At 65.2% G+C, this 21,510-nt stretch carries 18 protein-coding genes; 5 read left to right on the forward strand and 13 right to left on the reverse strand.

Annotation, left to right across the window (positions count from 1 at the left end; translation table 11 throughout):
- Positions 1-7: 7 nt before the first annotated feature.
- The 6 genes from QA635_RS28855 to ltnD form a co-directional block, all read right to left on the reverse strand.
- Positions 8-1,210, reverse strand: coding sequence for an efflux RND transporter periplasmic adaptor subunit (locus tag QA635_RS28855; protein ID WP_283062884.1), 1,203 nt, complete (start codon positions 1,208-1,210; stop codon positions 8-10).
- On the reverse strand, positions 1,197-4,376 hold the full coding sequence (locus QA635_RS28860; RefSeq protein WP_283062886.1) for an efflux RND transporter permease subunit: 3,180 nt from the start codon (positions 4,374-4,376) through the stop codon (positions 1,197-1,199). Before QA635_RS28860 ends, QA635_RS28855 begins: the two co-directional genes overlap by 14 nt.
- Before the next feature lie 381 nt (positions 4,377-4,757).
- Positions 4,758-6,449: a methyl-accepting chemotaxis protein gene (locus tag QA635_RS28865; RefSeq protein ID WP_283062888.1), complete on the reverse strand. Its 1,692-nt coding sequence runs from the start codon at positions 6,447-6,449 to the stop codon at positions 4,758-4,760.
- 170 nt (positions 6,450-6,619) lie between these two features.
- Positions 6,620-7,909 carry a 3-oxo-tetronate kinase gene (otnK, locus tag QA635_RS28870; RefSeq protein ID WP_283062890.1) on the reverse strand — a complete coding sequence of 430 codons (1,290 nt, stop codon included), beginning with the start codon at positions 7,907-7,909 and terminating at the stop codon, positions 6,620-6,622.
- On the reverse strand, positions 7,906-8,688 hold the full coding sequence (gene otnI / locus QA635_RS28875) for a 2-oxo-tetronate isomerase (protein ID WP_283062892.1): 783 nt from the start codon (positions 8,686-8,688) through the stop codon (positions 7,906-7,908). The genes otnK and otnI overlap by 4 nt, the downstream gene beginning before the upstream one ends.
- 12 nt (positions 8,689-8,700) lie before the next feature.
- Positions 8,701-9,612, reverse strand: a complete 912-nt coding sequence (ltnD, locus tag QA635_RS28880; protein WP_057017648.1) for an L-threonate dehydrogenase — start codon at positions 9,610-9,612, stop codon at positions 8,701-8,703.
- Between the two features lie 196 nt (positions 9,613-9,808).
- Here ltnD and otnC point away from each other — a divergent pair, with 196 nt between their 5' ends.
- Together otnC and QA635_RS28890 are read left to right on the forward strand one after the other, a co-directional pair.
- On the forward strand, positions 9,809-10,465 hold the full coding sequence (gene otnC, locus QA635_RS28885; RefSeq protein WP_283062895.1) for a 3-oxo-tetronate 4-phosphate decarboxylase: 657 nt from the start codon (positions 9,809-9,811) through the stop codon (positions 10,463-10,465).
- A 36-nt stretch (positions 10,466-10,501) separates the two neighbouring features.
- Entirely contained in the window at positions 10,502-10,774 is a 273-nt protein-coding gene (locus QA635_RS28890) for a hypothetical protein (protein WP_283062897.1), read from the forward strand.
- 176 nt (positions 10,775-10,950) lie between these two features.
- On the opposite strand, the gene QA635_RS28895 is transcribed toward QA635_RS28890, so the two are convergent.
- From QA635_RS28895 to QA635_RS28920, 6 genes are all read right to left on the reverse strand, one after another.
- A complete protein-coding gene (locus QA635_RS28895; protein WP_018270525.1) occupies positions 10,951-11,655 on the reverse strand; it encodes an ABC transporter ATP-binding protein in 705 nt (234 codons plus the stop codon).
- The gene (locus QA635_RS28900; protein WP_016842862.1) at positions 11,639-12,370 is read right to left on the reverse strand and encodes an ABC transporter ATP-binding protein; all 732 of its coding nucleotides are present in this window, start codon (positions 12,368-12,370) and stop codon (positions 11,639-11,641) included. Before QA635_RS28900 ends, QA635_RS28895 begins: the two co-directional genes overlap by 17 nt.
- Positions 12,367-13,344, reverse strand: coding sequence for a branched-chain amino acid ABC transporter permease (locus QA635_RS28905; RefSeq protein WP_038387989.1), 978 nt, complete (start codon positions 13,342-13,344; stop codon positions 12,367-12,369). The genes QA635_RS28900 and QA635_RS28905 overlap by 4 nt, the downstream gene beginning before the upstream one ends.
- Entirely contained in the window at positions 13,344-14,177 is an 834-nt protein-coding gene (locus tag QA635_RS28910) for a branched-chain amino acid ABC transporter permease (protein WP_016842864.1), read from the reverse strand. Before QA635_RS28910 ends, QA635_RS28905 begins: the two co-directional genes overlap by 1 nt.
- 223 nt (positions 14,178-14,400) lie before the next feature.
- Complete coding sequence (locus tag QA635_RS28915; RefSeq protein ID WP_141339423.1) at positions 14,401-15,648, reverse strand: ABC transporter substrate-binding protein; 1,248 nt, start codon at positions 15,646-15,648, stop codon at positions 14,401-14,403.
- Between the two features lie 87 nt (positions 15,649-15,735).
- Entirely contained in the window at positions 15,736-16,554 is an 819-nt protein-coding gene (locus QA635_RS28920; protein WP_283062904.1) for a putative hydro-lyase, read from the reverse strand.
- A gap of 120 nt (positions 16,555-16,674) precedes the next feature.
- Between QA635_RS28920 and QA635_RS28925 the strand changes: the two genes are divergently transcribed.
- The 3 genes from QA635_RS28925 to QA635_RS28935 all read left to right on the forward strand — a co-directional run bounded on the left by QA635_RS28925 (position 16,675) and on the right by QA635_RS28935 (position 19,909).
- Entirely contained in the window at positions 16,675-17,592 is a 918-nt protein-coding gene (locus QA635_RS28925) for a LysR family transcriptional regulator (protein ID WP_057017643.1), read from the forward strand.
- Between the two features lie 123 nt (positions 17,593-17,715).
- Entirely contained in the window at positions 17,716-18,966 is a 1,251-nt protein-coding gene (locus QA635_RS28930; protein WP_283062907.1) for a Zn-dependent hydrolase, read from the forward strand.
- A gap of 31 nt (positions 18,967-18,997) precedes the next feature.
- Positions 18,998-19,909, forward strand: a complete 912-nt coding sequence (locus QA635_RS28935; protein WP_283062909.1) for an NAD(P)-dependent oxidoreductase — start codon at positions 18,998-19,000, stop codon at positions 19,907-19,909.
- A 388-nt stretch (positions 19,910-20,297) separates the two neighbouring features.
- On the opposite strand, the gene QA635_RS28940 is transcribed toward QA635_RS28935, so the two are convergent.
- Entirely contained in the window at positions 20,298-21,377 is a 1,080-nt protein-coding gene (locus QA635_RS28940; protein WP_283062910.1) for a tartrate dehydrogenase, read from the reverse strand.
- Between the last annotated feature and the right edge of the window lie 133 nt (positions 21,378-21,510).

Here is a 21,510-nt window from a genome sequence, read left to right on the forward strand (position 1 = left end):
TTCTGCCCTACCCCTTCACGTCCTGCTTTTCGGATGCCGTGGTCGGCTTGCCCTTGGCGCCGGCACCGGTGACGCGGACATGATCGCCGTCGGCGAGGCCGTCCGGCGGGGCGGTGATGATGCGATCGTCGGGCGCGAGGCCGGTGGCGATCTCGATCTCCTTGCCGAGGTCGCGGCCGATCTTCACGGTCTTGAACAGCACCTTGTCGTCAGGACCGACGGTTGCGACCCGCAGGCCGTTGCTGTTGAAGATCAGCGCGCTGGCCGGAATGCTGAGCGGCGTGGATTCGCGCTGCAGATTGAGCTTCACGCTGGCATAGCTGCCCGGCATCAATTCGCCGGAGGAGTTGTCGAGCCCGAGTTGCATCCGCGTCGTGCCGGAGGCGACATCGACCGCCTGCGAGGAGGCTTCGACCGTCGCCTGGAAGGTGCGGTTCGGGTAATCCGGCAGTGCCAGCGTGGCCTTGGCACCGATCTTGATCGCCGGGACGTAATTCTGCGGCACGTTGACATAGACGCGCAGCTTGGTGATGTCCGAGATCGTGAACATCGCCGGGCCCGAGTTGCCGCCGGCGTTGATCAGCGCGCCGACGTCGGTGTCGCGCGAGGTCACCACGCCGTCGAACGGCGCCGTGATCTTCTTGTATCCGGCGAGCGCTTCCAGCCGCTCGACATTGGCCTGGCCGGCCTTGACCGCGCCGTTCTTGTTGGAGAGGTCGGCGGTACGCTCGTCGATCTCCTGGGCGGAGACGAAGTTCGAGGCCACCAGCGTCTTGCGCCGGTTCAGCGTGGCCTCGGAGAGCTTGGCCGAGGCCTGGGCGCTGGCGAGATCCGCGCGCGCCTGCAGCAATTGCTGGTCGAGGTCGGGCGCCTCGATCTCGGCGATCACCTGGCCGGCCTTGACGCGGGCGCCGATGTCGGCGTCCCAGTTCTTGAGATAGCCGGATACCCGGGCATAGATCGGCGCTCGGGAATAGGCCTCGAGCCGGCCCGGCAGGTCGATCGTGGGGCTCAGCGCCTTGGCATTGGGCAGCGCCACCGCGACGGTCGGAATGGCCTGGTCGTCGGTCCATTCCTTCAGCCGTGTGTCCTGTTCTTCACGGGCGCGGATCCCGGTGCCGACGATCAGGCCCGCCCCGACCAGGGCCACCACGCCGAAGATGCCCAGCTTCCGGCGTGAGACCGGGGGGCGCTGTTCAGTGGGCGGCATGCGGAATCTCCGATGAGGCGGCGGCTTTGGCGCCTTGCTTCTTGTGTACCATACTGAATACCACGGGAACAAACATCAGCGTCGCGAAGGTGGCGAAGATCAGGCCGCCGATCACGGCCCGGCCCAACGGCGCGTTCTGCTCGCCGCCCTCGCCCAGCCCCAGCGCCATCGGCGCCATGCCGATGATCATGGCGAGCGCGGTCATCAGCACCGGGCGGAACCGGACGAAGCCGGCCTCCAGGGCCGCCGCGACGGGATCGCCGAGTTCCTCATAGCGCTCGCGGGCGAAGCTGATCACGAGCACGCTGTTGGCGGTCGCCACGCCCATGCACATGATGGCGCCGGTGAGCGCCGGAACCGACAGCGTGGTCTCCGTCGTGAACAGCATCCAGACGATGCCGGCGAGCGCGGCGGGCAGCGCCGTGATGATCACGAACGGGTCCGACCAGGACTGGAAGTTCACGACGATCAGGAAGTAGATCAAGACGACCGCGCCGAGCAGGCCGAACAAGAGGCCGGTGAAGGCCGAGTTCATGGTCTGCACCTGGCCGAGGAGCACCACGGACGAGCCTTTCGGCACCTCCTTGGCGGTGTCGGCGATCAGCTTGCGCACATCGGTCGCGACGCCGCCGAGATCGCGGCCTTGCGTCGTGGCGTAGATCTGCACCAGCGACTGGATGTCATATTGCGACACCACCGCGCTCGAGGTCGCGCGCTTGATGTCGGCGATGCCGCCGAGGATCGGTGCCTGGGTGTTGCCGGTCGCGGTGATCGGCAGGGTCTGCAGCGCGCTCAGCGAGTCGATCTGGTATTGCGGCGTCTGCATCACGATCGAATACGACACGCCGTTATCGGGATTGAGATAATAGGTCGGCGCCACCTGCGAGGAGCCGGCGAGATTGACCACCAGCGAGTTGGTGACGTCACGCTCGGTCAGGCCGACATATTGCGCGCGGGTGCGGTCGACATCGATGTTGAAGGTCGGGTTGTTCGGCGACTGCTGGATCCGCGCATCGGCGATGCCGGGGATGCGCTTGATCCCGGCCAGCAGCTTGTTGGCATAGGCGAAGTTGGCATCGAGATTGGCGCCGCGGATCTGCAAATCGATCGGCGCCGGCGCGCCGAAGTTCAGGATCTGGCTGACGATGTCGGCCGGCAGGAACGCGAAGCTGGTGCCAGGGAACAGCCGTGGCAATTGCTCACGCAACGTGCGGACATGCTGCTCGGTCGGCTTGTGGCCTTCCTTCAGGCGGATCTGGATGTCGCCGTCCTGCGGACCGATCACGCCGGTGTTGTTGTAGGTCATGTTGATGCCGGAGATCGGCATGCCGATGTTGTCGGTCATGGTCTCGATCTCGCCGGGCACCAGCTTGCGGATCGCCTTCTGGATGTCGGCGAGCTGGTTGGCGGTCTCCTCGACGCGGGTGCCGACCTGGGTGCGGACATGCATCAGGATGTTGCCGGCATCGACCGACGGGAAGAAGTTGCGCCCGAGGAACGGCACCAAGAGGAACGACGCGGCGACGACCGCGAGGAAGCAGCTCACGAACACCGTGCGATGACCGAGCGCCATCGCGAGCAGGCCGCGATAGCCGGCGCGGACGCGCTCGAACCGCGCCTCGAAGCCGCGCTGGAACCAGACCAGGGGATTGCGCGACTTCGGCGGCGCGCCCTCATGATGCACATGCGCCTGCAGCAGATAGTTCGCCATGGTCGGCACCAGGGTGCGCGACAGGATGAACGACCAGATCATCGCGAACATCACCGCTTCGGCCATCGGCACGAACAGGAAGCGCGCCACGCCGGTCAGGAAGAACATCGGCACGAACACGATGCAGATACAGAGCAAGGAGACGAAGGCCGGCGTCACGATCTGGTTGGCGCCGTCGAGGATCGACTGCTCGACCGGCTTGCCCTGCTCGAGGTGATAATTGATGTTCTCGATCGTCACCGTGGCGTCGTCGACCAGGATGCCGACCGCGAGCGCGAGGCCGCCGAGCGTCATGATGTTCAGCGTCTCGCCGATCAGGGACAGCATGATGATGGCGCCGAGCACCGACAGCGGGATCGACACCGCGATGATGACGGTCGAGCGCCAGCTGCCGAGGAACAAGAGGATCATGATGCTGGTGAGCAGCGCGGCGATCACGCCCTCGAAGGCGACGCCGGTGATCGCGCCGCGGACGAACACCGACTGGTCGCCGATGAAGCCGATCTTCAGCGCGTCCGGCATCTGGTCCTTGACCTCGATCACCTTCTGCTTGATGCCGGAGATGATATCGAGCGTCGAGGTGGCGCCGGCCTTCAGCACCATCATCAAGACCGAGCGGTTGCCGTCGACATGGACGATGTTGGTTTGCGGCGGATTGCCGTCGCGGACCGAGGCCACGTCACGCACATAGACCATCGCGCCGTTGACCTGCTTGATCGGCAGGTCGCCGAGCTCCTCGAGCCGCAGCGGCGAGTTGTTGAGGTTGATGGTGTATTCGAAATTGCCGATCTTCTGCGTGCCGACCGGCGTGATCAGGTTCTGCGCGGCGAGCGCATTGGCAACGTCCTGTCCCGACAGGCCGCGCGCCTGCAGCGCGGTCGAATTGAGATCGATCTGAACCTGGCGCTGCTTGCCGCCGAACGGATACGGGATCGCCGCGCCAGGCACCGTGACCAGCGGCGTGCGCAGCTGGTTGATGCCGATGTCGGCGAGGTTCTGCTCGGTCAGCCCCTCGCCCGACAGTGCGACCTGGATGATCGGAACCGTCGAGGCGCTGTAGTTCAGGATCAGCGGCGGCGTCGCGCCCGGCGGCATCTGCTTGAGCAGGGTCTGCGAGATCGCGGTGACCTGCGCATTGGCGGTGCGGATGTCGACGTTGGGCTGGAAGAAGATCTTGATGATGCCGACGCCATTATAGGAATTGGCGACGATGTGCTCGATGTCGTTGACGGTCGTGGTCAGCGCGCGCTGGAACGGCGTGGTAATGCGGCCGGACATCTGGTCCGGCGGCAGGCCGGTGTACTGCCAGACCACGCCGATCACCGGGATGCGGATGTCCGGGAAGATGTCGGTCGGCGTGCGCAACGCCGCCAGCGGTCCGATAATCAACAGCAGGATCGCGAGCACGACGAAAGTATATGGCCGGCTCAGCGCGATACGGACCAGTGCGATCATAAAAGAAGCGTTCCCGAAATGAAGCCCGCCCAGGCAGAGGAATCGACATTGCAAAAGCCGTTCCGCAGCGGCCGATTTACCCGATGGCGGGCAAAACGCCAACCCGCGGAGCCGCGGCGGCTTTCACTTCCTCGGCATAGTGCGTGAGACTGCGCGCTCCGAGCGACCGTGCCGGGCGCAGTGCCGCCGGGCGCGTGCGGATCATCGTCAAAAAGAGACGGCTCTGCTGCGAATGCGAGCCGGCCGAGGATGCTATTTCGGCCGACGCGAGGTTAACGCATCGCTGCCCTGCGAAAATGTAAAACGTGGTGGGCCGGGTCAGCCCACCACGTCGGCATCGGTTAGGCGAAGGATGGCGGCCGCCCGAGCAGCGGCGCCGGATCAGGCGGCGCGGACGGCGTCGAGGAACTTGCTGACCTCGACCTTGAGGCGGCTGCTGTCGCCCGAGAGCGATTGGGCCGCGGACAGCACCTGGCTCGACGCCGAGCCGGTTTCGTTGGCGCCATGCTGGACATCGGTGATGTTGGCCGAGACCTGCTGGGTGCCCTGCGCCGCCTGCTGCACGTTGCGGGAGATTTCCTGCGTCGCCGCGCCCTGCTCTTCGACCGCGGCCGCAATCGTGGACGAGATTTCCGACAGTCGTTCGATGGTCGAGGAGATTTCCTTGATCGCGCCGACCGACTCCTGGGTCGCGGTCTGGATGCCGGCGATCTGCTGGCCGATCTCGCCGGTCGCCTTGGCAGTCTGCTCGGCCAGCGCCTTCACCTCGGACGCCACCACGGCGAAGCCGCGGCCGGCCTCGCCGGCGCGTGCCGCCTCGATGGTGGCGTTCAGCGCCAGCAGATTGGTCTGGCCGGCAATGGTGTTGATCAGCTCGACGACGTCGCCGATCCGCGCGGCGGCCTTCGACAGCTCGCTGACGCGATCGTTGGTGGTGCGCGCCTGGCCGACGGCATCGCCGGCCATCCGTGCCGACTCCTGCACCTGGCGGCTGATCTCGGTCACCGAAGACGACAGCTCCTCGGTCGCCGACGCCACCGACTGGACATTGGTCGAGGCCTCCTCGGACGCGGCGGCAACCGAGGTGGTCAGCTCCTGCGAACGCCGGGCAGTCGACGACAGCGTGCCGGCGGAGGCTTCGAGCTGGGTCGAGGCCGACGACACGGTCTGCACGATCTCGCCGATCATCTGTTCGAAATTGCGGGTGATGGTATCGACCCGGCGGCCGCGCTCGATCTTGGCTTCGGCGTCGGCAGCCGCGGCTTCATCGGCCGCATTCTTGGCGACCAGGGCTTCCTTGAACACCTGCAGCGTATCGGCCATCGCGCCGATCTCGGTCTTCTCGCCCTGATGCGGGACGTTTGCGGTCAGGTCGCCGCGGCCCAGCGCCTGCATCGGGCTCACGATCGAGGCGATGCCGGCCGAGACGTCGCGGATCATCAGGAAGCTGACGCCAACGCCGACGATGATGGCGGCGCCAAGGATCATCGCAAGCAGCATGACGGCCGACGCGTAGCTGTTTGCCGCGTCCTGCGCCGCCTTGTCGGCGCCGGCATTGTTGAGCTCGATGTCCTTGCGCAGGATCTCGTCGGCCTCGAGGCCGATCTTGTTGACGGTCTTGGCGTTCAGCTCATGCGCTTCGTGCTGGGTCTTGCCGACATCCCGGCGCGACAGCGCCATCACCTCCTCGGTGCCCTTCTTGTAGCGGGTCCAGGCATCGACCCATTGATCGTAGAGCGCGCGCTCCGCGGGGGTCGCGATCAGCGGCTCGTAGATCGCGCGGACCTTGAGGTTGGCATCGACCACCGAGGTCAGGGTCTTTTCCTGCGCGAGCTTCTCCTCCAGCGTCTCCGCCAGCATGTGCTCGCGGATCACGTTGCGATAGGTGATGACGCCGGCGCGCAGATCGCCGAGCGCACGCACGCTCGGCAACCAGCTCGTCGTGATGTCGACAGTGTTGGCGTTGATCGACCGTAAATTCACGACCGCGAGCAGGCCCATGCCGGTCATCGCGACAAGCAGGAACGCAACCACGGCAATAATCTTGGCGCGGATCGAGAATTTGGCGAACATCGTGGGGGTCTCTTGATATCGGGCTCGCGAAGCCCGATCGAATGGCTGGGGGCGTGGCGGGACGCCGCAGACATCAAAGCCAGCCCCCCTCCTTAAGTAGGGTTAATTTGGTTCCCCGTTGAACTACTGAGGCGCTCTTCGACGCCGTGGCATGATGCGCGCCAGCCGCATCAAGGCATCAATGCCAGCGCATCCGAGAAAAACTCCGGCCCGCCGAAATTGCCTGATTTCAGGGCAAGCACCATCTCGCCTCTCCCGGCGCCGACCGCTCGCAGAACCGGCACGCCGGCGGCGATTTCCGCACCGACCAGGAATCCAGGGATGCGCAGGCGATCGACCACGGCGCCCGAAGTTTCACCACCAGCGACCACCAGCCTGTGCACGCCCGACTGCACCAGACCGTCCGCGATGTCGGCCATCGCCTGCTCGATGGCATGCCCGGCTGCATCACGACCATGACGGGATTGCACAGCTGCCACCTGATCCGGGGTCGAGCTGCTCGCAATCAGGATTGGCCCCGTCCCAAGTCGGTCGCTGGCCCAGGCGAGCGCGCGCTGCGCCTCGTCCTTGCCGGCGACCACCCGCTCGGGATCGAGGTGCAGGACCGGCATCACCTTCTCGGCGTTGGCGATCTGGCGCAAAGTCGCCTGCGAGCAACTGCCGGCAAGGCACGCCGCCGGGCCGCCGACCGGCGTCGCCAGCATCGCATCCGTGGTGTCCGGTCTGGCTTTGCTCGCGGCGACCAGCGCCCGCGCCAGGCCAAGCCCGATCCCGGAAGCGCCGACTGAAAGACGGTGATCCAGCGCGACCTGCCCGATGGTCTCGAGGTCGCGGTCGAACACCGCATCGACGATGGCGGCGCCGATGCCGCCTTGCGTGAGCTCGGCGAGCTTTGCCCGGACGGCGTCCGCGCCACGGCTCAGCGTCGCCAGATCGACCAGGCCGACCTTGGTCGTGCTTTGCCGCGCCAGCACGCGAACCAGATTGGAATCATGCATCGGGTTGAGCGGGTGGTCCTTCAGCGGACTCTCGTTCAGCGGCACCGAGCCGACGAACAGATTGCCCTGGTAGACGGTGCGGCCGGTCTCCGGGAAAGCCGGCGTCACCAGCACGATGGCATCCCTGGAATCGGCGCGCAGCGCGTCCATCACGGGGCCGATATTGCCGGCATCGGTTGAATCGAAGGTCGAGCAGATCTTGAACAGGATATGTTTGGCGCCGCGGCCGCGCAGCCAGGTCTCCGCTGCGCGCGAACGCGTCACGGCGAGGCCGGCCTCGATCGAACGGCTCTTCAGCGACACCACGACGGCGTCGACCTCGGGCAGCGCGAGATCGTCCGCGGGCACGCCGATGGTCTGCACCGTGCGCAGGCCGGCGCGGGTCAGCGTGTTGGCGAGATCGGAGGCGCCGGTATAATCGTCGGCGATGCAACCGAGAGACAGCTTTCCGGCTCGCGTCACGGCTTCACTCCGGCATAGGGCTTGAACCAGGCAAGACCGTCGGTGGTCTTGCCGCGCGGATTGTATTCGCAGCCGACGAAGCCGCCATAGCCGAGCCGGTCGAGCTCGCCGAACAGGAACGGATAGCTCAGTTCCTCGCCGTCGGGCTCGTTGCGCGAGGGGATCGACGCGATCTGGATGTGCCCGATGATCGGCATCATTTCACGCAGCCGCATGGTGACGTCGCCATGGATGATCTGGCAGTGGTAGATGTCGAACTGCAGCTTCAGGTTCGCGATACCAAGCTCGTTGATCAGATCGCGCGCGAAGATGAAGTCGTTGAGGAAGTAGCCGGGCACGTTGCGCGGATTGATCGGCTCGATCACGACGTCGAGGCCATGCGGCGCGAAGAACTCCGCGGCATGGGCGACCGATTTGCGAAACGCGGCGACCGCCCTGGCATCGCTGCGCTCGGCTATTCCCGCCATCAGATGCACCCGCTTGACGCCGGTCGCCTGCACATAGGGCAGCGCGGTCTTCAGGCTTTGCTGGAGGTCGGCGAAGCGATCGGGCAGCGCGGCAAACCCCTTCTCGCCGGCGCCCCAGTCGCCCGGCGGCAGGTTGAACAGCGCCTGCGTCAGCCCGTTGCCTTTCAGCCGCTTGCCGACCTCCTCGGCCGGATGGTCGTAAGGAAACAGGAACTCGACCGCGGTGAAGCCCGCCTTCGCGGCCGCCTCGAAGCGGTCGAGGAACGGGACATCGTTGAACATCATGGTGAGGTTGGCGGCAAAACGGGGCATTGCAGTATCCTCTTATTTCTCGCCGGGAAGCTTGGTGCCGGTAACCTGCGCATACATCCGCGCCACCGACGCATCATCGTCGCGGCCCATGCCGGCGGCCGCGGTCATCAGGAACATCTGCAAGGCCGCGGCCGAGACCGGCACCGGGAAGCGTGCATTGCGCGCCATGTCCTGGATGATGCCGAGGTCCTTCACAAAAATTTCCACGGCGCTGCGCGGCGCATAGTCGCCGTCGAGCACATGCGGCATGCGGTTCTCGAACATCCAGGAATTGCCGGCGGAGGCGGTGATCACCTCATAGACCTTGCGGATGTCGAGGCCCTGCTTGGCGGCAAAGGCGATCGCCTCGGAGGCGGCCGCGATATGCACGCCGGCCAGCAGTTGGTTGATCATCTTGAACGCGGCGCCCTGCCCCGCGGCATCGCCGAGCTCGTAGAGTTTTGCCGCCATCGCATCCAGCGCCGGCCGCGCCTTCGCAAATGCCGCGGCGCTGCCGGAGGCGAGAATCGTCAATTCGCCCTGCGCCGCGCGCTGCGCGCCGCCGGAGATCGGGGCATCGAGATAATGCCGGCCGGTCGCCTCGAGCTGTTTTGCGAGGCGCCGCGCGATATCCGGGTCCATGGTCGCCGACGAGATGAAGACGGCGTCCTTCGCCAAGGTCTCGGCGACGCCGTCCTTGCCGAACAGGATCCCTTCAGTCTGCGCGGCGTTGACGACGACGCTGACGACGATGTCGGCATCCCGGGCCGCCTCGGCCGGCGACTTGGCGCCCTTGCCGCCGTCGGCGACGAAGCGCGCCACCGCATCGGCCGTCACGTCGCAGCCGGTCACCTCGAAACCGGCCCGCCTGAGCGAGGTCGCCATGCCGTATCCCATCGAGCCCAGCCCGATGACGGCGACACGTGATGTTGCGGAACTGGACATGTGGCGATCCCTGAATATTTTTAGTTGTTTGAGCATGACCTTTTCGGAAAACCGGCTGCCACTTTGCGCCAGCGCCGCCTTCCGGGCCCGGTTCATGCTCGTTGCTGCTTGCCTATCACGGCTTGGCCGCGCTGCCAAAGCATGAGACAAAGCGGAAAACGGATAGCGCCAAAGATGGCGCCGCGAGCGAAACCGGATGAACGAAACAAAGCTTCGTGAGGACATCTGCCGCTTCGGCCGCTCGCTGTTCGAGCGCGGCCTGACGCCGGGCTCTTCGGGCAATATCAGCGTCCGGCTCGCGGACGGCGGCTGGCTGGTGACGCCGACCAACGCCTCGCTCGGCTTCCTCGATCCGGCGAAAATGTCACGGCTCGACGGCAACGGCCGGCTCGTCTCCGGCGACGCCCCGACCAAGGAAGTGCCGCTGCACACTGCGCTCTACCAGACGCGCACGAGCGCCGGCGCCGTGGTGCACCTGCACTCGACCCATTCGGTCGCGCTCTCGATGCTGCCGGAGATCGACCCGCGCGCCGCGCTGCCGCCGATGACGGCCTATTACGTCATGAAGTGCGGCCAGACCGCGCTGGTGCCCTATTATCGCCCCGGCGATCCCGCCGTTGCCGACGCGATCCGGGGGCTGGCCGGGAAATATTCATCGGTGCTGCTCGCCAATCATGGGCCCGTCGTGTCGGGCGATACGCTGGAAGCGGCGGTGTTCGCGACCGAGGAGCTGGAGGAAACCGCAAAGCTCTATCTGCTGCTGCGCGGGCTGAACCCGCGCTATTTGTCGCCCGACCAGGTGGCGGATTTGACCAGGACGTTCGGGCTCGTGCTGCCGGATCACCCTCACTAGATCAAGCGGAGGATCGATATGCGGAAGACAGTCGTGATGAGATTCACAGGCTTGGCGTTAGCGGTTCCGTTCGCCGTCGGCCTTGCGGCGTCGGACGGACGGACCGAAGAGACTTTGCAAGGCATGCTGGCAACCCAGTTGCGCGCGCAGGGCTATCCTTGCGACAAGCCGCTCAAGGCCGAGCGGGACGACAAGCTCTCCAAGCCCGACAACGAGGCCTGGACGCTGACATGCAGCAACGCGACCTATCGCGTCAGCCGCGTGCCGGACCTCGCCGCCAAGGTCGAGAAGATCGACGAGAGCAAGTAGGCTGCGTGGGCTGGATCAGTAGCCCGCATGAGCGCAGCGATATGCGGGAAGCCCCGGATGTCGCTGCGCTCATCCGGGCTACGGGCTGGATTGCGCGCACCACATACACTGGCGTCATCCCCGCGCAAAGGCAAAGCCTTTGTCGCTGGAGGTGCGAGCGTGGAGATATTCCGTCGCTAAAGCCCGAGATACGCCTTGCGCACGTCCGGATTGCCGCTGATCTCGGCCGCGGTGCCCTGCATCAGCACGCGGCCGGTCTGCAGGATGTAGGCGCGGTCGGCGATCTCGAGGCATTCGGCCATGCGCTGCTCGACGATCAGGACCGTCATGCCGGCGTCGCGGATGCGCTTCACGGCCTGGAAGATCTCGTCGACCAGTTTCGGCATGATGCCCTGCGACGGTTCGTCGAGCATCAGAAGCCGCGGCCGCGTCATCAGCGCGCGGCCGATCGCAAGCATCTGCTGCTCGCCGCCGGACAAGGTCTCGGCACGCTGGTCGAGCCGTTCGCCAAGCCGCGGGAACAGCTTGAAGACCAGATCGAGCGGCGCATCGCGGTCGGATTGGCTGCGATAGAGATAGCTGCCGAGCCGCAGATTGTCGCGCACCGACAGCCGCGGAAACAGCCGGCGGTTCTCCGGCACGTAAGCAATGCCGCTTGACGTGATGACATGCTGCGGCTGGCCGTCGATGCGCTTGCCGTCGAAGGTGACGGTGCCAGCGCGCGGCCGCTCGGCACCGGCGATCGATTTCAACAGCGTCGACTTGCCCGCGCCGTTGGCGCCGGCGACGCAGACGATCTCGCCCTTGGTGACGTCGATCGACACCGAGGAGATCGCGACCAGGCCCTGATAGGCGGTGGTGACTTCACGCACCGACAGCATGACGATCCCCGAGATAGGCAGAAATGACTTCCGGATTGCGGACGACCTCAGTCGGCTTGCCCTCGACCAGCACCTTGCCGAGATTGAGCACGATGGCGCGGTCGACCAGCGGCATCACGATTTCCATCACATGCTCGACCATCAGCACGGTGATGCCGGCAGCGCGAACCTTGCGCACCAGCTCGACGCCGGTCTGTGCCTCGACCGGCGTCAGCCCGGTGAGGACTTCGTCGAGCAGCAGCAGCTTCGGCTCGGTCGCGAGCGCGCGGGCGACTTCGAGCCGGCGCTTCTCCGACGGGACGAGGTCGGCGGCAAGCTTGTCGGCGCGCGCGGCAAGGCCGCAGAACTCCAGCACCTCGTAGGCCTTCTGCCGCGCGATGCGCATCTTGGTGTTGCGGATCAGCGCGCCGACGATGACGTTGTCGATCACGGTCATGGTCTCAAAACTCTTGACCACCTGGAAGGTGCGCCCGACGCCGCGCTGGCAGCGTTCCGCCGCCGGCAGCTTGGTCACGTCCTCGCCGTCGAAGATGATCGAGCCTTGGGTGGGCGGCAGCACGCCCGCGATCAGGTTGAACAGCGTCGACTTGCCGGCGCCGTTGGGGCCGATCAGGCCGACGATCTCGCCGCGCCCGACCGAGATCGAGACATCGCTGTTGGCGACCAGGCCGCCGAAGCGCTGCCATACTCCGCGCGTTTCCAGCAGCGCCGTCATCGTGCAGCTCCCTTGCGCAGGGAGAACACGCTGACCAGTCCGCGCGGCAGCGCAAGCGAGATCACGACGATCAGCGTGCCGTAGACGATGAGGTCGACGCCGCGCCCGGAACCGCCGATGAACGAGCGCGTCAGCTCGGTGAGCGGGATCAGGATGACCGCGCCCAGCACCGGGCCCCACAAGGTGCCGATGCCGCCAAGCACCGCAGGCAGCGCCATCAGCAGCGAGAACTGGAAGCCCATCACGCTCTCAGGATCGATGTAGGAGACGAACTGGGCGTAGAAGCTGCCGCCGACCGCAACGAGGAAGGCCGAGACCGCCGCCGCGCCCATCTTGGAATTGAACACGACCACGCCGAGGCTTTCGGCCGCATCGGGATTGTCCTTCACCGCGCGCCACCAATAGCCCCATTTGGAATCCTCCAGCCACCAGGTGACGAACCAGGCGACGCAGGCCAGCGCCAGCGCGAAATAGAAGTAAGGCAGCTTCGAGCGGGTGAACTGGAATTTCAGCCAGCTGTCGCCGCGCACCGGGATGTCGATGCCGAGCGCCGCGCCGGCCCAATCCCAGTTCTGGATCAACAGCAGCGCGATCTCGGCGATCACGATGGTCGCGATCACGAAGTAATGCCCGCGCAGGCGGAAGCAGGGATAGCCGAGCGCCATCGCGATCAGTGCGGAGATCGCCCCGCCTGCCAGCATGCCGAACCACGGCAGCACGCCGAACTTGGTGAACAAGAGCGCGGTGGTGTAGGCGCCGAGCCCGAAATACAGCGCGTGGCCGAGCGAGATCTGCCCGCAATAGCCGGACAGGATGTTCCAGCTCTGCGACAGCGCCGCATACATCAGCGTCAGCACCATGATGTTCTGGACGTAGACGTCCTTGACGAACAGCGGGACCAGCGCCGCGATCACCGCGAGGCAGGCCGCCACGATCAGGTCACGCCTGCGGCGTTGGGCGAACTGGGTGTCCATCACATCGATCCGAACAGGCCACGCGGGCGGATGAAGACGACCAGCAGGTAAACGGCATAGATGCCGACCGATTTCAGCGACGGCGGCAGGATCAGCGCGGTGGTCGCCTCCACCAGGCCGACGATGATGCCGCCGGCAAAGGCGCCGAACACGCTGCCGAAGCCGCCGAGCGCCACGGTGACGTAGGCGATCAGGGCGAACGACGCGCCGACATCGGGATAGACGTAGAAGAAGATCGCCATGATGGCGCCGGCGAGGCCGACCAGCGCCGCACCGAGGCCCCAGCCGAGCGCGAACACCCGGTTCTTGTCAATGCCGACCAGCGCCACCGCGCCGGCGTCCTCGCGCGTCGCTTCGAGCGCGCGGCCGAAATCGGTGCGATTGATGAAGAAGTAGAGCGCGACGAAGGCCGCGATCGACAGCATCGCGCCAATCAGCTGCGGCTCCGGCAGATAGATGCCCGCGATCGACACCGTCTTGCCGCCGACCCAGGAGTTGGTGACGCTGCGGTAGTCGGGCGTGAAGAAGAACTGGGCGAGGCCCCGCATCACGATCGCCAGCCCGAAGGTCGAGAAGATCTGCACCATGCCGGCATTGGCCTTGGCGCGCATCGCGAAGCGGACGATCAACAGATAGACCACCGCGCCGAACACGAACAACGCCGCGGCGACCAGCGGCGCCGAGAGCAAGGGATCGATCGCGAAGAACGCGAACAGGAAGAAGGTCGCGTACATCGCGATCATCAGGAACTCGCCGTGCGCGAAATTCACGACGTCCATCAATCCGAAGATCAATGCGAGGCCTGCGGCGATTAGTCCGTAGAGCAGCCCCATCAACAGGCCGCTCGCCAAACTCTGGATAATGGTCTCGGCTGTCACCGCTGCGCCCCGGTCAACATGTGTCTCAAGCGTCGTCCTGGCGAAGGCCAGGACCCATAACCACAAATGCATCGGGAGGAGAGATAACAACCAATCATCGCAAAACGCCTGCCTGTGGTAATGGGTCCCGGGTCGCGCTTCGCTTGCCCGGGACGACGTAGTGAAACTGAGAGACCGATCAGCTGTTCATCGGCCAGATCGCCTCGGAGACGGCGGCCTGTTCCGGGAAGATCGTCACGAAGTTCTTCGCGGAGTACTGCAACAGCACCGGATCGGCGAAGTTGTTCTGCCCCATCTCGTCGAACTTGACGCGCCGCCACGGCATGATGGTCTGATCGCCCGGCATGTCGGTGGCGACCAGCGCCTCGCGGATCTTCTCGCCGTCGGTCGACTTGGCGCGGTTGATGGCGTCCGCCATCACGATCAGGCCCATGAACTGGCGCGACGAATAGTCGTTGAAGTCCTTGCCGGACTTGGCGCGGTACATCTCGTTGATCAGACCAACCATCGGACGCTTCTGCGCCAGGTCGAGCGAGAAGCTGCCGCGCGAGATCACGCCCTCGAGCTTGTCGCCGACCGCGTCATAGGTCGCCTTCTCGGAGAAGCCGGCGTCCTGCGCCATGATGTTCTTCGGCTTGTAGCCGAGCTCGGCCATGGTCTTGACCAGGAGGATCGCGTCGGTGGTGTAGCTCGACGGCATCAGCACGTCGGCATTCGCCGCCTTGAGCTGCTGCACCTCGGCGGTCAGCGACGGCGAGTTGGCGCGGTACTTGATGTCGGCCACGATCTTGTAGCCGCGCTCGCCGGCGAGCTTGGTCTGCGCATTCGCCGAATCGGTGCCGAAGATGGTGTCCTCGTGGAACAGCGCCAGCGTTTCGATCTTCTGGCCCTTCTTCTTCATCGCATCGAAGAAGTCGAACATCGCGGTCGAGAACATCTCGTCATGCGGCGAGGCGCGGAAATAGTATTTCAGGCCACGGCGATGCAGGCTCGGCGAGGAATTGTCGGCCGAGAGGAACGGAACGCCGTAGCGCTCGCAGATCTGGCTGACGGTGACGGCGACCGCGCTCTGATAGGTGCCGATCACGGCGCAGACCTTCTCCTGCGTGATCAGGCGCTCGGCTTCGGCGCGGCCCTTCTGCGGATCGGCCTGGTGGTCGGCGAACACGAGCTTGACCTTGGCGCCGCCGAGGCCGGACAGGCCCTCGCCCTTGGCGAGCGGCAATGCGAAGTCATAGTTCTTGTTGATGATGTCTGCCGCGGTCTCGAACGCGCGCTGCGCGTCGACGCCGATCTGGGCGCTGGCGCCCGACAGCGGATAGATCACGCCGATTGCCACTTCACTGGTCTGTGCGCGCGCGGCCATCGGACCGAGCGCCGCGGCAGCAGTGGCACCCAGCAACACGTTACGGCGAGAGATCGTCATCGAAATTTCCCCTTGGTCAGCTTGATATCATCGATGTGACGCTTGTAGCGCGCAGTAAAGCCTCAATGAATTGCACGAATTGCCTATTCAGAGCACAGCGAGCTGCTTGTTCCTGAGATCGGTCACCAGCATCAGGCCCGGCGAATGCGTGATCGCGAACGGCAGCTTCGCACTTGCGATCACCGATTGCGGCGTCACGCCACAGGCCCAGAACACCGGGATCTCGTCATCGGCGACCGGTACCGCATCGCCGTAATCGGGCTTGGCGATATCCTTGATGCCGATCGCATGCGGATGGCCGAGATGGACCGGCGCGCCATGCACGGACGGGAAGCGCGAGGTGATCTGCACCGCGCGGATCGCATCCGCCGGCTTGAACGGGCGCATCGACACCACCATGGGTCCCGCGAACGGCCCCGACGGACTGCAGGCGATATTGGTGCGGTACATTGGCACACGCAGATTGCGTTCAATGTGACGGATCGGCAGGCCTTCATCCAGCAGCGCCTCCTCGAACGAGTAGGAGCAGCCGAGCACGAAGGTGACGAGATCGTCGCGCCAGTATTTGGTGATGTCGGTCGGCTCGTCCGCCACCTCGCCGTCGCGCCAGACCCGATAGCGCGGCACGTCGGTGCGGATGTCGAGGTCGAGGCCAAGCGAGGGAATGCGGGGATCGCCGACGTCGGACATGCCGATGATCGGGCACGGCTTCGGATTGAGCTGGCAGAAGCGGTGGAAGGCGCCGGCGAGTTTTTCCGGCAGGATCGCGAGGTTGCCCTGGACGAAACCGTTGGCGAGACCGGCTGTGGTGGCCGAGGCCACGCCGTCACGGCAGGCGCGGCGCGCTTCGACGCTCGCCGGCACTGGCTCCCCCTGAGATCGCTGCACTGCCGCAAAAACAGTCATGGGATTCTCCTGCCCATAATCTCGACAAGGACAAACCAACACCAAGCGTGATATAATGTCTAATCGTCCTTTCTAATCAAAATCGATAAAGCAGATTTATCGATCGGGAAAATGCTTCCAATGACGGACTTCCGCTCGATCGAGACATTTCTCTGGGTCGTCAAGCTCGGCAGCTTCCGCGGCGCCGCCCAGCGGCTCAACACCACCCAGCCGGCGATCTCCCAGCGCATTGCCCAGCTCGAGCGCGAAATGGGCGTCAAGCTGCTCAACCGCGACCACCGGGTGGCCTCGCCGACCCCGAGTGGACGGCTGATGATGATCTATGCCGAGAAGCTGATCGGCCTGCGTTCGGAGATGATGGCCGAGGTCGGCGACCGTTCGGCGATGCGCGGCGCGCTGCGGCTCGGTGTCGCGGAGACCATCGTGCACACCTGGCTGCCGCGCCTCGTCAAAAGCGTCAACGAGGTCTACCCGAACCTGTCGCTCGAGATCGAGGTCGACATCACGCCCAATCTGACGCAGCGGCTGCTGGCGCAGGAGATCGAGCTCGCCTTCGTGCTCGGACCAGTCTCGGCGTCCGGCGCGCACAACCATGTGCTGTGCGATTACCCGATCGGTTTCCTGGCGAGCCCGGCGCTCGGCCTCGGCGACGGCCCGGTGGCGCGGCAGGACCTGGCGCGATTTCCGATCATCACCTTTCCGCGCAAGACCCAGCCCTACGAGACTGTACGCGCGCTGTTCAATGCCCCCGATCTGCCGCCGATCCGGCTGCACGCCTCGACCTCGCTCGCGACCGTGATCCACATGGCCAATGAAGGGCTTGGCATCGCGGTGATCCCGGCGGCCATCGTCGAGAACGAGCTTGCCGACGGGCGCTTGCTGCTGCTCGACACCGACCTCAAGCTGCCGCCCCTCACCTTCACCGCGAGCTGGCTCGCCTCGCCCGATGCGGTCGCCATCGAGCGCGTCGCCAATCTCGCCAGGCAGATCGCGCAGACGAGCGTGGCGGTTGACGGCGCGAGAGTGGCGCGTCATTGAACGATTGCCGGAGATGAACTGTCATTCCGGGGCGATGCGCGAGCATCGAACCCGGAATCTCGAGATTCCGGGTCTGGTCCTTCGGACCATCCCGGAATGACCGAATACAAATGGAATGTCAGCATGAGCCGAGCCGCCACCAACCTGCAGATCGATTCCGCCCGCCTCTGGGGCACCATCCACGAAACCGCGCAGTTCGGTGCAACGCCCAAGGGCGGTGTGCGGCGGCTGACCTTAAGCGCCGAAGACAAGCAGGTGCGCGACTGGTTCCGCAAGGCATGCGCGGACGCCGGCCTCGAGGTGCAGGTCGACGCGCTCGGCTCGATGTTCGGCTTGAGGAAAGGACGGGATATGTCGAAGCCGCCGATCGGCGTCGGCTCGCATCTCGACACCCAGCCGACCGGCGGCAAATATGACGGCGTGCTCGGCACGCTGGCGGCGCTCGAAATGGTGCGCACGCTGAACGATGCCGGGATCGAGACCGAGCTGCCGATCTGCATCTGCAACTGGACCAATGAGGAAGGCTCGCGCTTTGCGCCGGCGATGATGGCCTCGGCCGCCTATGTCGGCGACTTCACCACCGACGACATCCTGTCGCGCAAGGACGCCGAGGGCGTCACGGTGGCGCAGGCTCTGGACACGATTGGTTATCGCGGCGACGCCCCGGTCGGCCGCCAGAAGTTCACCAGCTTCGTCGAGCTGCATATCGAGCAGGGCCCGATCCTGGAGGCCGAGAACAAGACCATCGGCGTGGTCGATTCCGGCCAGGGCGTGTTGTGGTACGACGGCAAAATCACCGGCTTCGAGAGCCATGCCGGCTCGACCCCGATGCCGCTGCGCCGCGATGCGCTGGCGACGCTGTCCGAGATCGTGCTGGCGATGGAAAGCATTGCGAAGCAGCACGGCCCGAAGGCGGTCGGCACCATCGGCGAGGCCGTGATCGCCGCGCCCTCGCGCAACGTCATCCCCGGCGAGATCGCCTTCACGGTGGATTGCCGCAGCGCCGACGCCGCGATCATGGATGCGCTGGACCGCGACCTGCGTGCCGCTGTGAGCGAGATCGCAGCAAAGCGCAAGGTCGAGGTGCAGCTTGATCTCGTCTGGCGCAAGGCGCCGACGCATTTCGATCCGAAGCTAGTCGACGCGGTCGAGAATGCCGCGAAGCAGCTCGGCTATTCGCACCGCCGCATCACCTCCGGCGCCGGCCACGACGCCTGCAACCTCAACACGGTGATGCCGGCAGCAATGGTGTTCGTGCCTTGCAAGGACGGCATCAGCCATAACGAGCTGGAAGACGCGACGCAGACCGATTGCGCCGCCGGCGCCAACGTCCTGATGCATACGGTGCTGGCGCTCGCCGGCGTCGCATCCTGATCTTCCTTTCTCCTCATCGATGGAGGCTTTCGTGCGCGCAGTGTTTGTCGACGCCAATGAATCGCTCGCTGTCATCACGGAGCGGTTGGAAAAGCCCGGCGATCCCAGGATGCGGATCAACCGCGACCCGGACATCAAGTCCGAGGACTATCCGGCGGTGCTCGACGGCGCCGAGATTGCGGTGGTCGACCACACCGCGCTGCCGACCGATGTTGCGAAGAAGTGCGCCGGCCTGAAGCACGTCGTGTTCCTCGGCACCGGCGCGCGCAGCTACATGAACCCGGAAGAGCTCGCCGAGCTCGGCATCTCCGTGCACCTGATCAAGGGCTATGGCGACACCGCGGTCGCGGAGTCAGCGATCGCGCTGATGTGGTCGTCGGCGCGCGTGATCGCGCAGATGGACCGCGAGATGCGCGCCGGCAACTGGCTGCGAGAGGACGGCATGCAGCTCACCGGCAAGACACTCGGCTTGGTCGGCTTCGGCGGCATCGCTGCCGAGGTCGCCCGCATCGCACTCGGCAGCGGCATGAAGGTGATTGCCTGGAACCGGTCGGCCAAGAGCCATCCGGGCGTCGAATTCGTCGATCTCGACACCGTGCTGGCGAGCAGCGACGTGGTCTCGATCCATCTGCTGCTGAACGACGAGACCCGCGGCCTGATCACGCGCGACAAGATCGCGAAGATGAAAAAGGGCGTGGTGCTGATCAACACCGCGCGCGGCGCGATCGTCGACGAGCAGGCGATGATCGATGCGCTCAATTCGGGCCACATCCGCCACGCCGGCCTCGACGTCTACAACATCGAGCCGCTGCCGAAGGATCACCCGCTGACGAAGATCCCGAACGTGACGCTGTCGGCGCACTCCGCCTTCCGCACGCCCGAGGCGAGCGAGAATCTGATCCACGCGGCGTGGGAGCACTGCCGCAGGATCGTGAAGGGGTGATTTCACCGTCGTCCGGCCAAGCCAACGGGTCGGCGCTAAGCGCCGCCCGATGACAGGCTCCGCGCGAGCCGGGACCCATAACCACCGCGCCACATTGTCACGAAGGCTGGGGCCACAGCGAGCACCAACAACAAGACCCTGTGGTTATGGGTCCTGCTTTCGCAGGGACGACAGTGGCCGTAGGGTGGCTAACCCGCCCTACGCAGATTGCGAAACAATCAATAACGACGTCGTCCTGGACAAGCGAGCGTAGCGAGCGCGATCCAGGACCCATTACCACCGGCCTGCGTCATCGCGCAGGGCGGTGGTCAGACCCAGCAACACGACAAGCACTCGGGGTAATGGGTCCTGGCTTTCGCCAGGACGACCCCGTGATTGACTGCGCAGCCTAATCCACCATCTCCGCGACGGCCTTGCCGCACGCCGTGGTGTCGGCATTGCCGCCGAGATCGCGCGTCCGCAGCGTGCGTTCGCCGAGCGTGCGCTCGATCGCGCCGACGATGGCGCTAGCTGCCTGCTTCTCGCCGAGATGCTCCAGCATCATCGCGCCCGACCAGATCATTCCGATCGGGTTGGCAATGCCCTGCCCGGCAATGTCGGGCGCCGAGCCGTGCACCGGCTCGAACACCGAGGGGAAGTCGCCTTCCGGATTGATGTTGCCCGACGGCGCGATGCCGATCGTGCCGGTGCAGGCCGGGCCGAGATCGGAGAGGATGTCCCCGAACAAATTGGAGCCGACCACGACGTCGAACCAGTCCGGATGCAGCACGAAGTTCGCGGTCAGGATATCGATGTGGTACTTGTCCCACTTCACGCCGGGATATTTCTTGGCCATCGCCTCCACGCGCTCGTCCCAGTAGGGCATGGTGATGGAGATGCCGTTCGACTTGGTCGCCGAGGTCAGATGCTTCTTCGGCCGCGACTGCGCCAGATCGAACGCGAATTTCAGGATACGGTCGACGCCGGTGCGAGTCATCACGGTCTGCTGGGTGACGAATTCGCGCTCGGTGTCCGGGAACATGCGGCCGCCGACGGAAGAGTACTCGCCCTCGGTGTTCTCGCGCACCACCCAGAAATCGATGTCGCCGGGCTTGCGGTTTGCCAGCGGCGACGGCACGCCGGGCATCAGCCGCACCGGGCGCAAATTGACGTACTGGTCGAACTCGCGGCGGAATTTTATGAGCGATCCCCACAACGAGATATGGTCGGGTATTTTCGCCGGCCAGCCGACCGCGCCGAAATAGATCGCGTCATGCTTGCCGATCTGGTTCTTCCAGTCGGCCGGCATCATCTCGCCGTGCTTCTCGTAATAGTCGTAGGAGGCGAAGTCGAAATGGTCGAACTTCACGTCGACGCCGTGCTTCTTCGCCGCCGCCTCGATGACGCGCAGGCCCTCCGGCATCACTTCCTTGCCGATGCCGTCGCCGGGAATGACCGCAATCCGATACTGCTTCTTTGCGCTGCTCATCGAGAACACCCTTGTGATTTGCCCGGCCGGCAATGCCGCCTATTCTGATGGCCCTGCAATGGACCAAACTTCGCACGAGCGCAACGCTGCAGTGCAGTGTTGACCGCGGCGCGACCCTGCCCCACCAAATTCG

The sequence above is a fragment of the Bradyrhizobium brasilense genome, assembly GCF_029714345.1.
Classification (GTDB): domain Bacteria; phylum Pseudomonadota; class Alphaproteobacteria; order Rhizobiales; family Xanthobacteraceae; genus Bradyrhizobium; species Bradyrhizobium australafricanum.

Bases quoted from the DNA above. Each gene is read 5' to 3' on its own strand.
- QA635_RS28860 (WP_283062886.1), bottom strand. From the start codon at position 4,376: ATGATCGCACTGGTCCGTATCGCGCTGAGCCGGCCATATACTTTCGTC.
- QA635_RS28910 (WP_016842864.1), bottom strand. From the start codon at position 14,177: ATGGGGCTGCTCTACGGACTAATCGCCGCAGGCCTCGCATTGATCTTC.
- QA635_RS28925 (WP_057017643.1), top strand. From the start codon at position 16,675: ATGACGGACTTCCGCTCGATCGAGACATTTCTCTGGGTCGTCAAGCTC.
- QA635_RS28940 (WP_283062910.1), bottom strand. From the start codon at position 21,377: ATGAGCAGCGCAAAGAAGCAGTATCGGATTGCGGTCATTCCCGGCGAC.
- QA635_RS28855 (WP_283062884.1), bottom strand. From the start codon at position 1,210: ATGCCGCCCACTGAACAGCGCCCCCCGGTCTCACGCCGGAAGCTGGGC.
- QA635_RS28900 (WP_016842862.1), bottom strand. From the start codon at position 12,370: ATGACGGCGCTGCTGGAAACGCGCGGAGTATGGCAGCGCTTCGGCGGC.
- otnI (WP_283062892.1), bottom strand. From the start codon at position 8,688: ATGCCCCGTTTTGCCGCCAACCTCACCATGATGTTCAACGATGTCCCG.
- QA635_RS28895 (WP_018270525.1), bottom strand. From the start codon at position 11,655: ATGCTGTCGGTGCGTGAAGTCACCACCGCCTATCAGGGCCTGGTCGCG.
- QA635_RS28890 (WP_283062897.1), top strand. From the start codon at position 10,502: ATGAGATTCACAGGCTTGGCGTTAGCGGTTCCGTTCGCCGTCGGCCTT.
- QA635_RS28905 (WP_038387989.1), bottom strand. From the start codon at position 13,344: ATGGACACCCAGTTCGCCCAACGCCGCAGGCGTGACCTGATCGTGGCG.
- QA635_RS28930 (WP_283062907.1), top strand. From the start codon at position 17,716: ATGAGCCGAGCCGCCACCAACCTGCAGATCGATTCCGCCCGCCTCTGG.
- QA635_RS28865 (WP_283062888.1), bottom strand. From the start codon at position 6,449: ATGTTCGCCAAATTCTCGATCCGCGCCAAGATTATTGCCGTGGTTGCG.
- QA635_RS28915 (WP_141339423.1), bottom strand. From the start codon at position 15,648: ATGACGATCTCTCGCCGTAACGTGTTGCTGGGTGCCACTGCTGCCGCG.
- ltnD (WP_057017648.1), bottom strand. From the start codon at position 9,612: ATGTCCAGTTCCGCAACATCACGTGTCGCCGTCATCGGGCTGGGCTCG.
- otnC (WP_283062895.1), top strand. From the start codon at position 9,809: ATGAACGAAACAAAGCTTCGTGAGGACATCTGCCGCTTCGGCCGCTCG.
- QA635_RS28920 (WP_283062904.1), bottom strand. From the start codon at position 16,554: ATGACTGTTTTTGCGGCAGTGCAGCGATCTCAGGGGGAGCCAGTGCCG.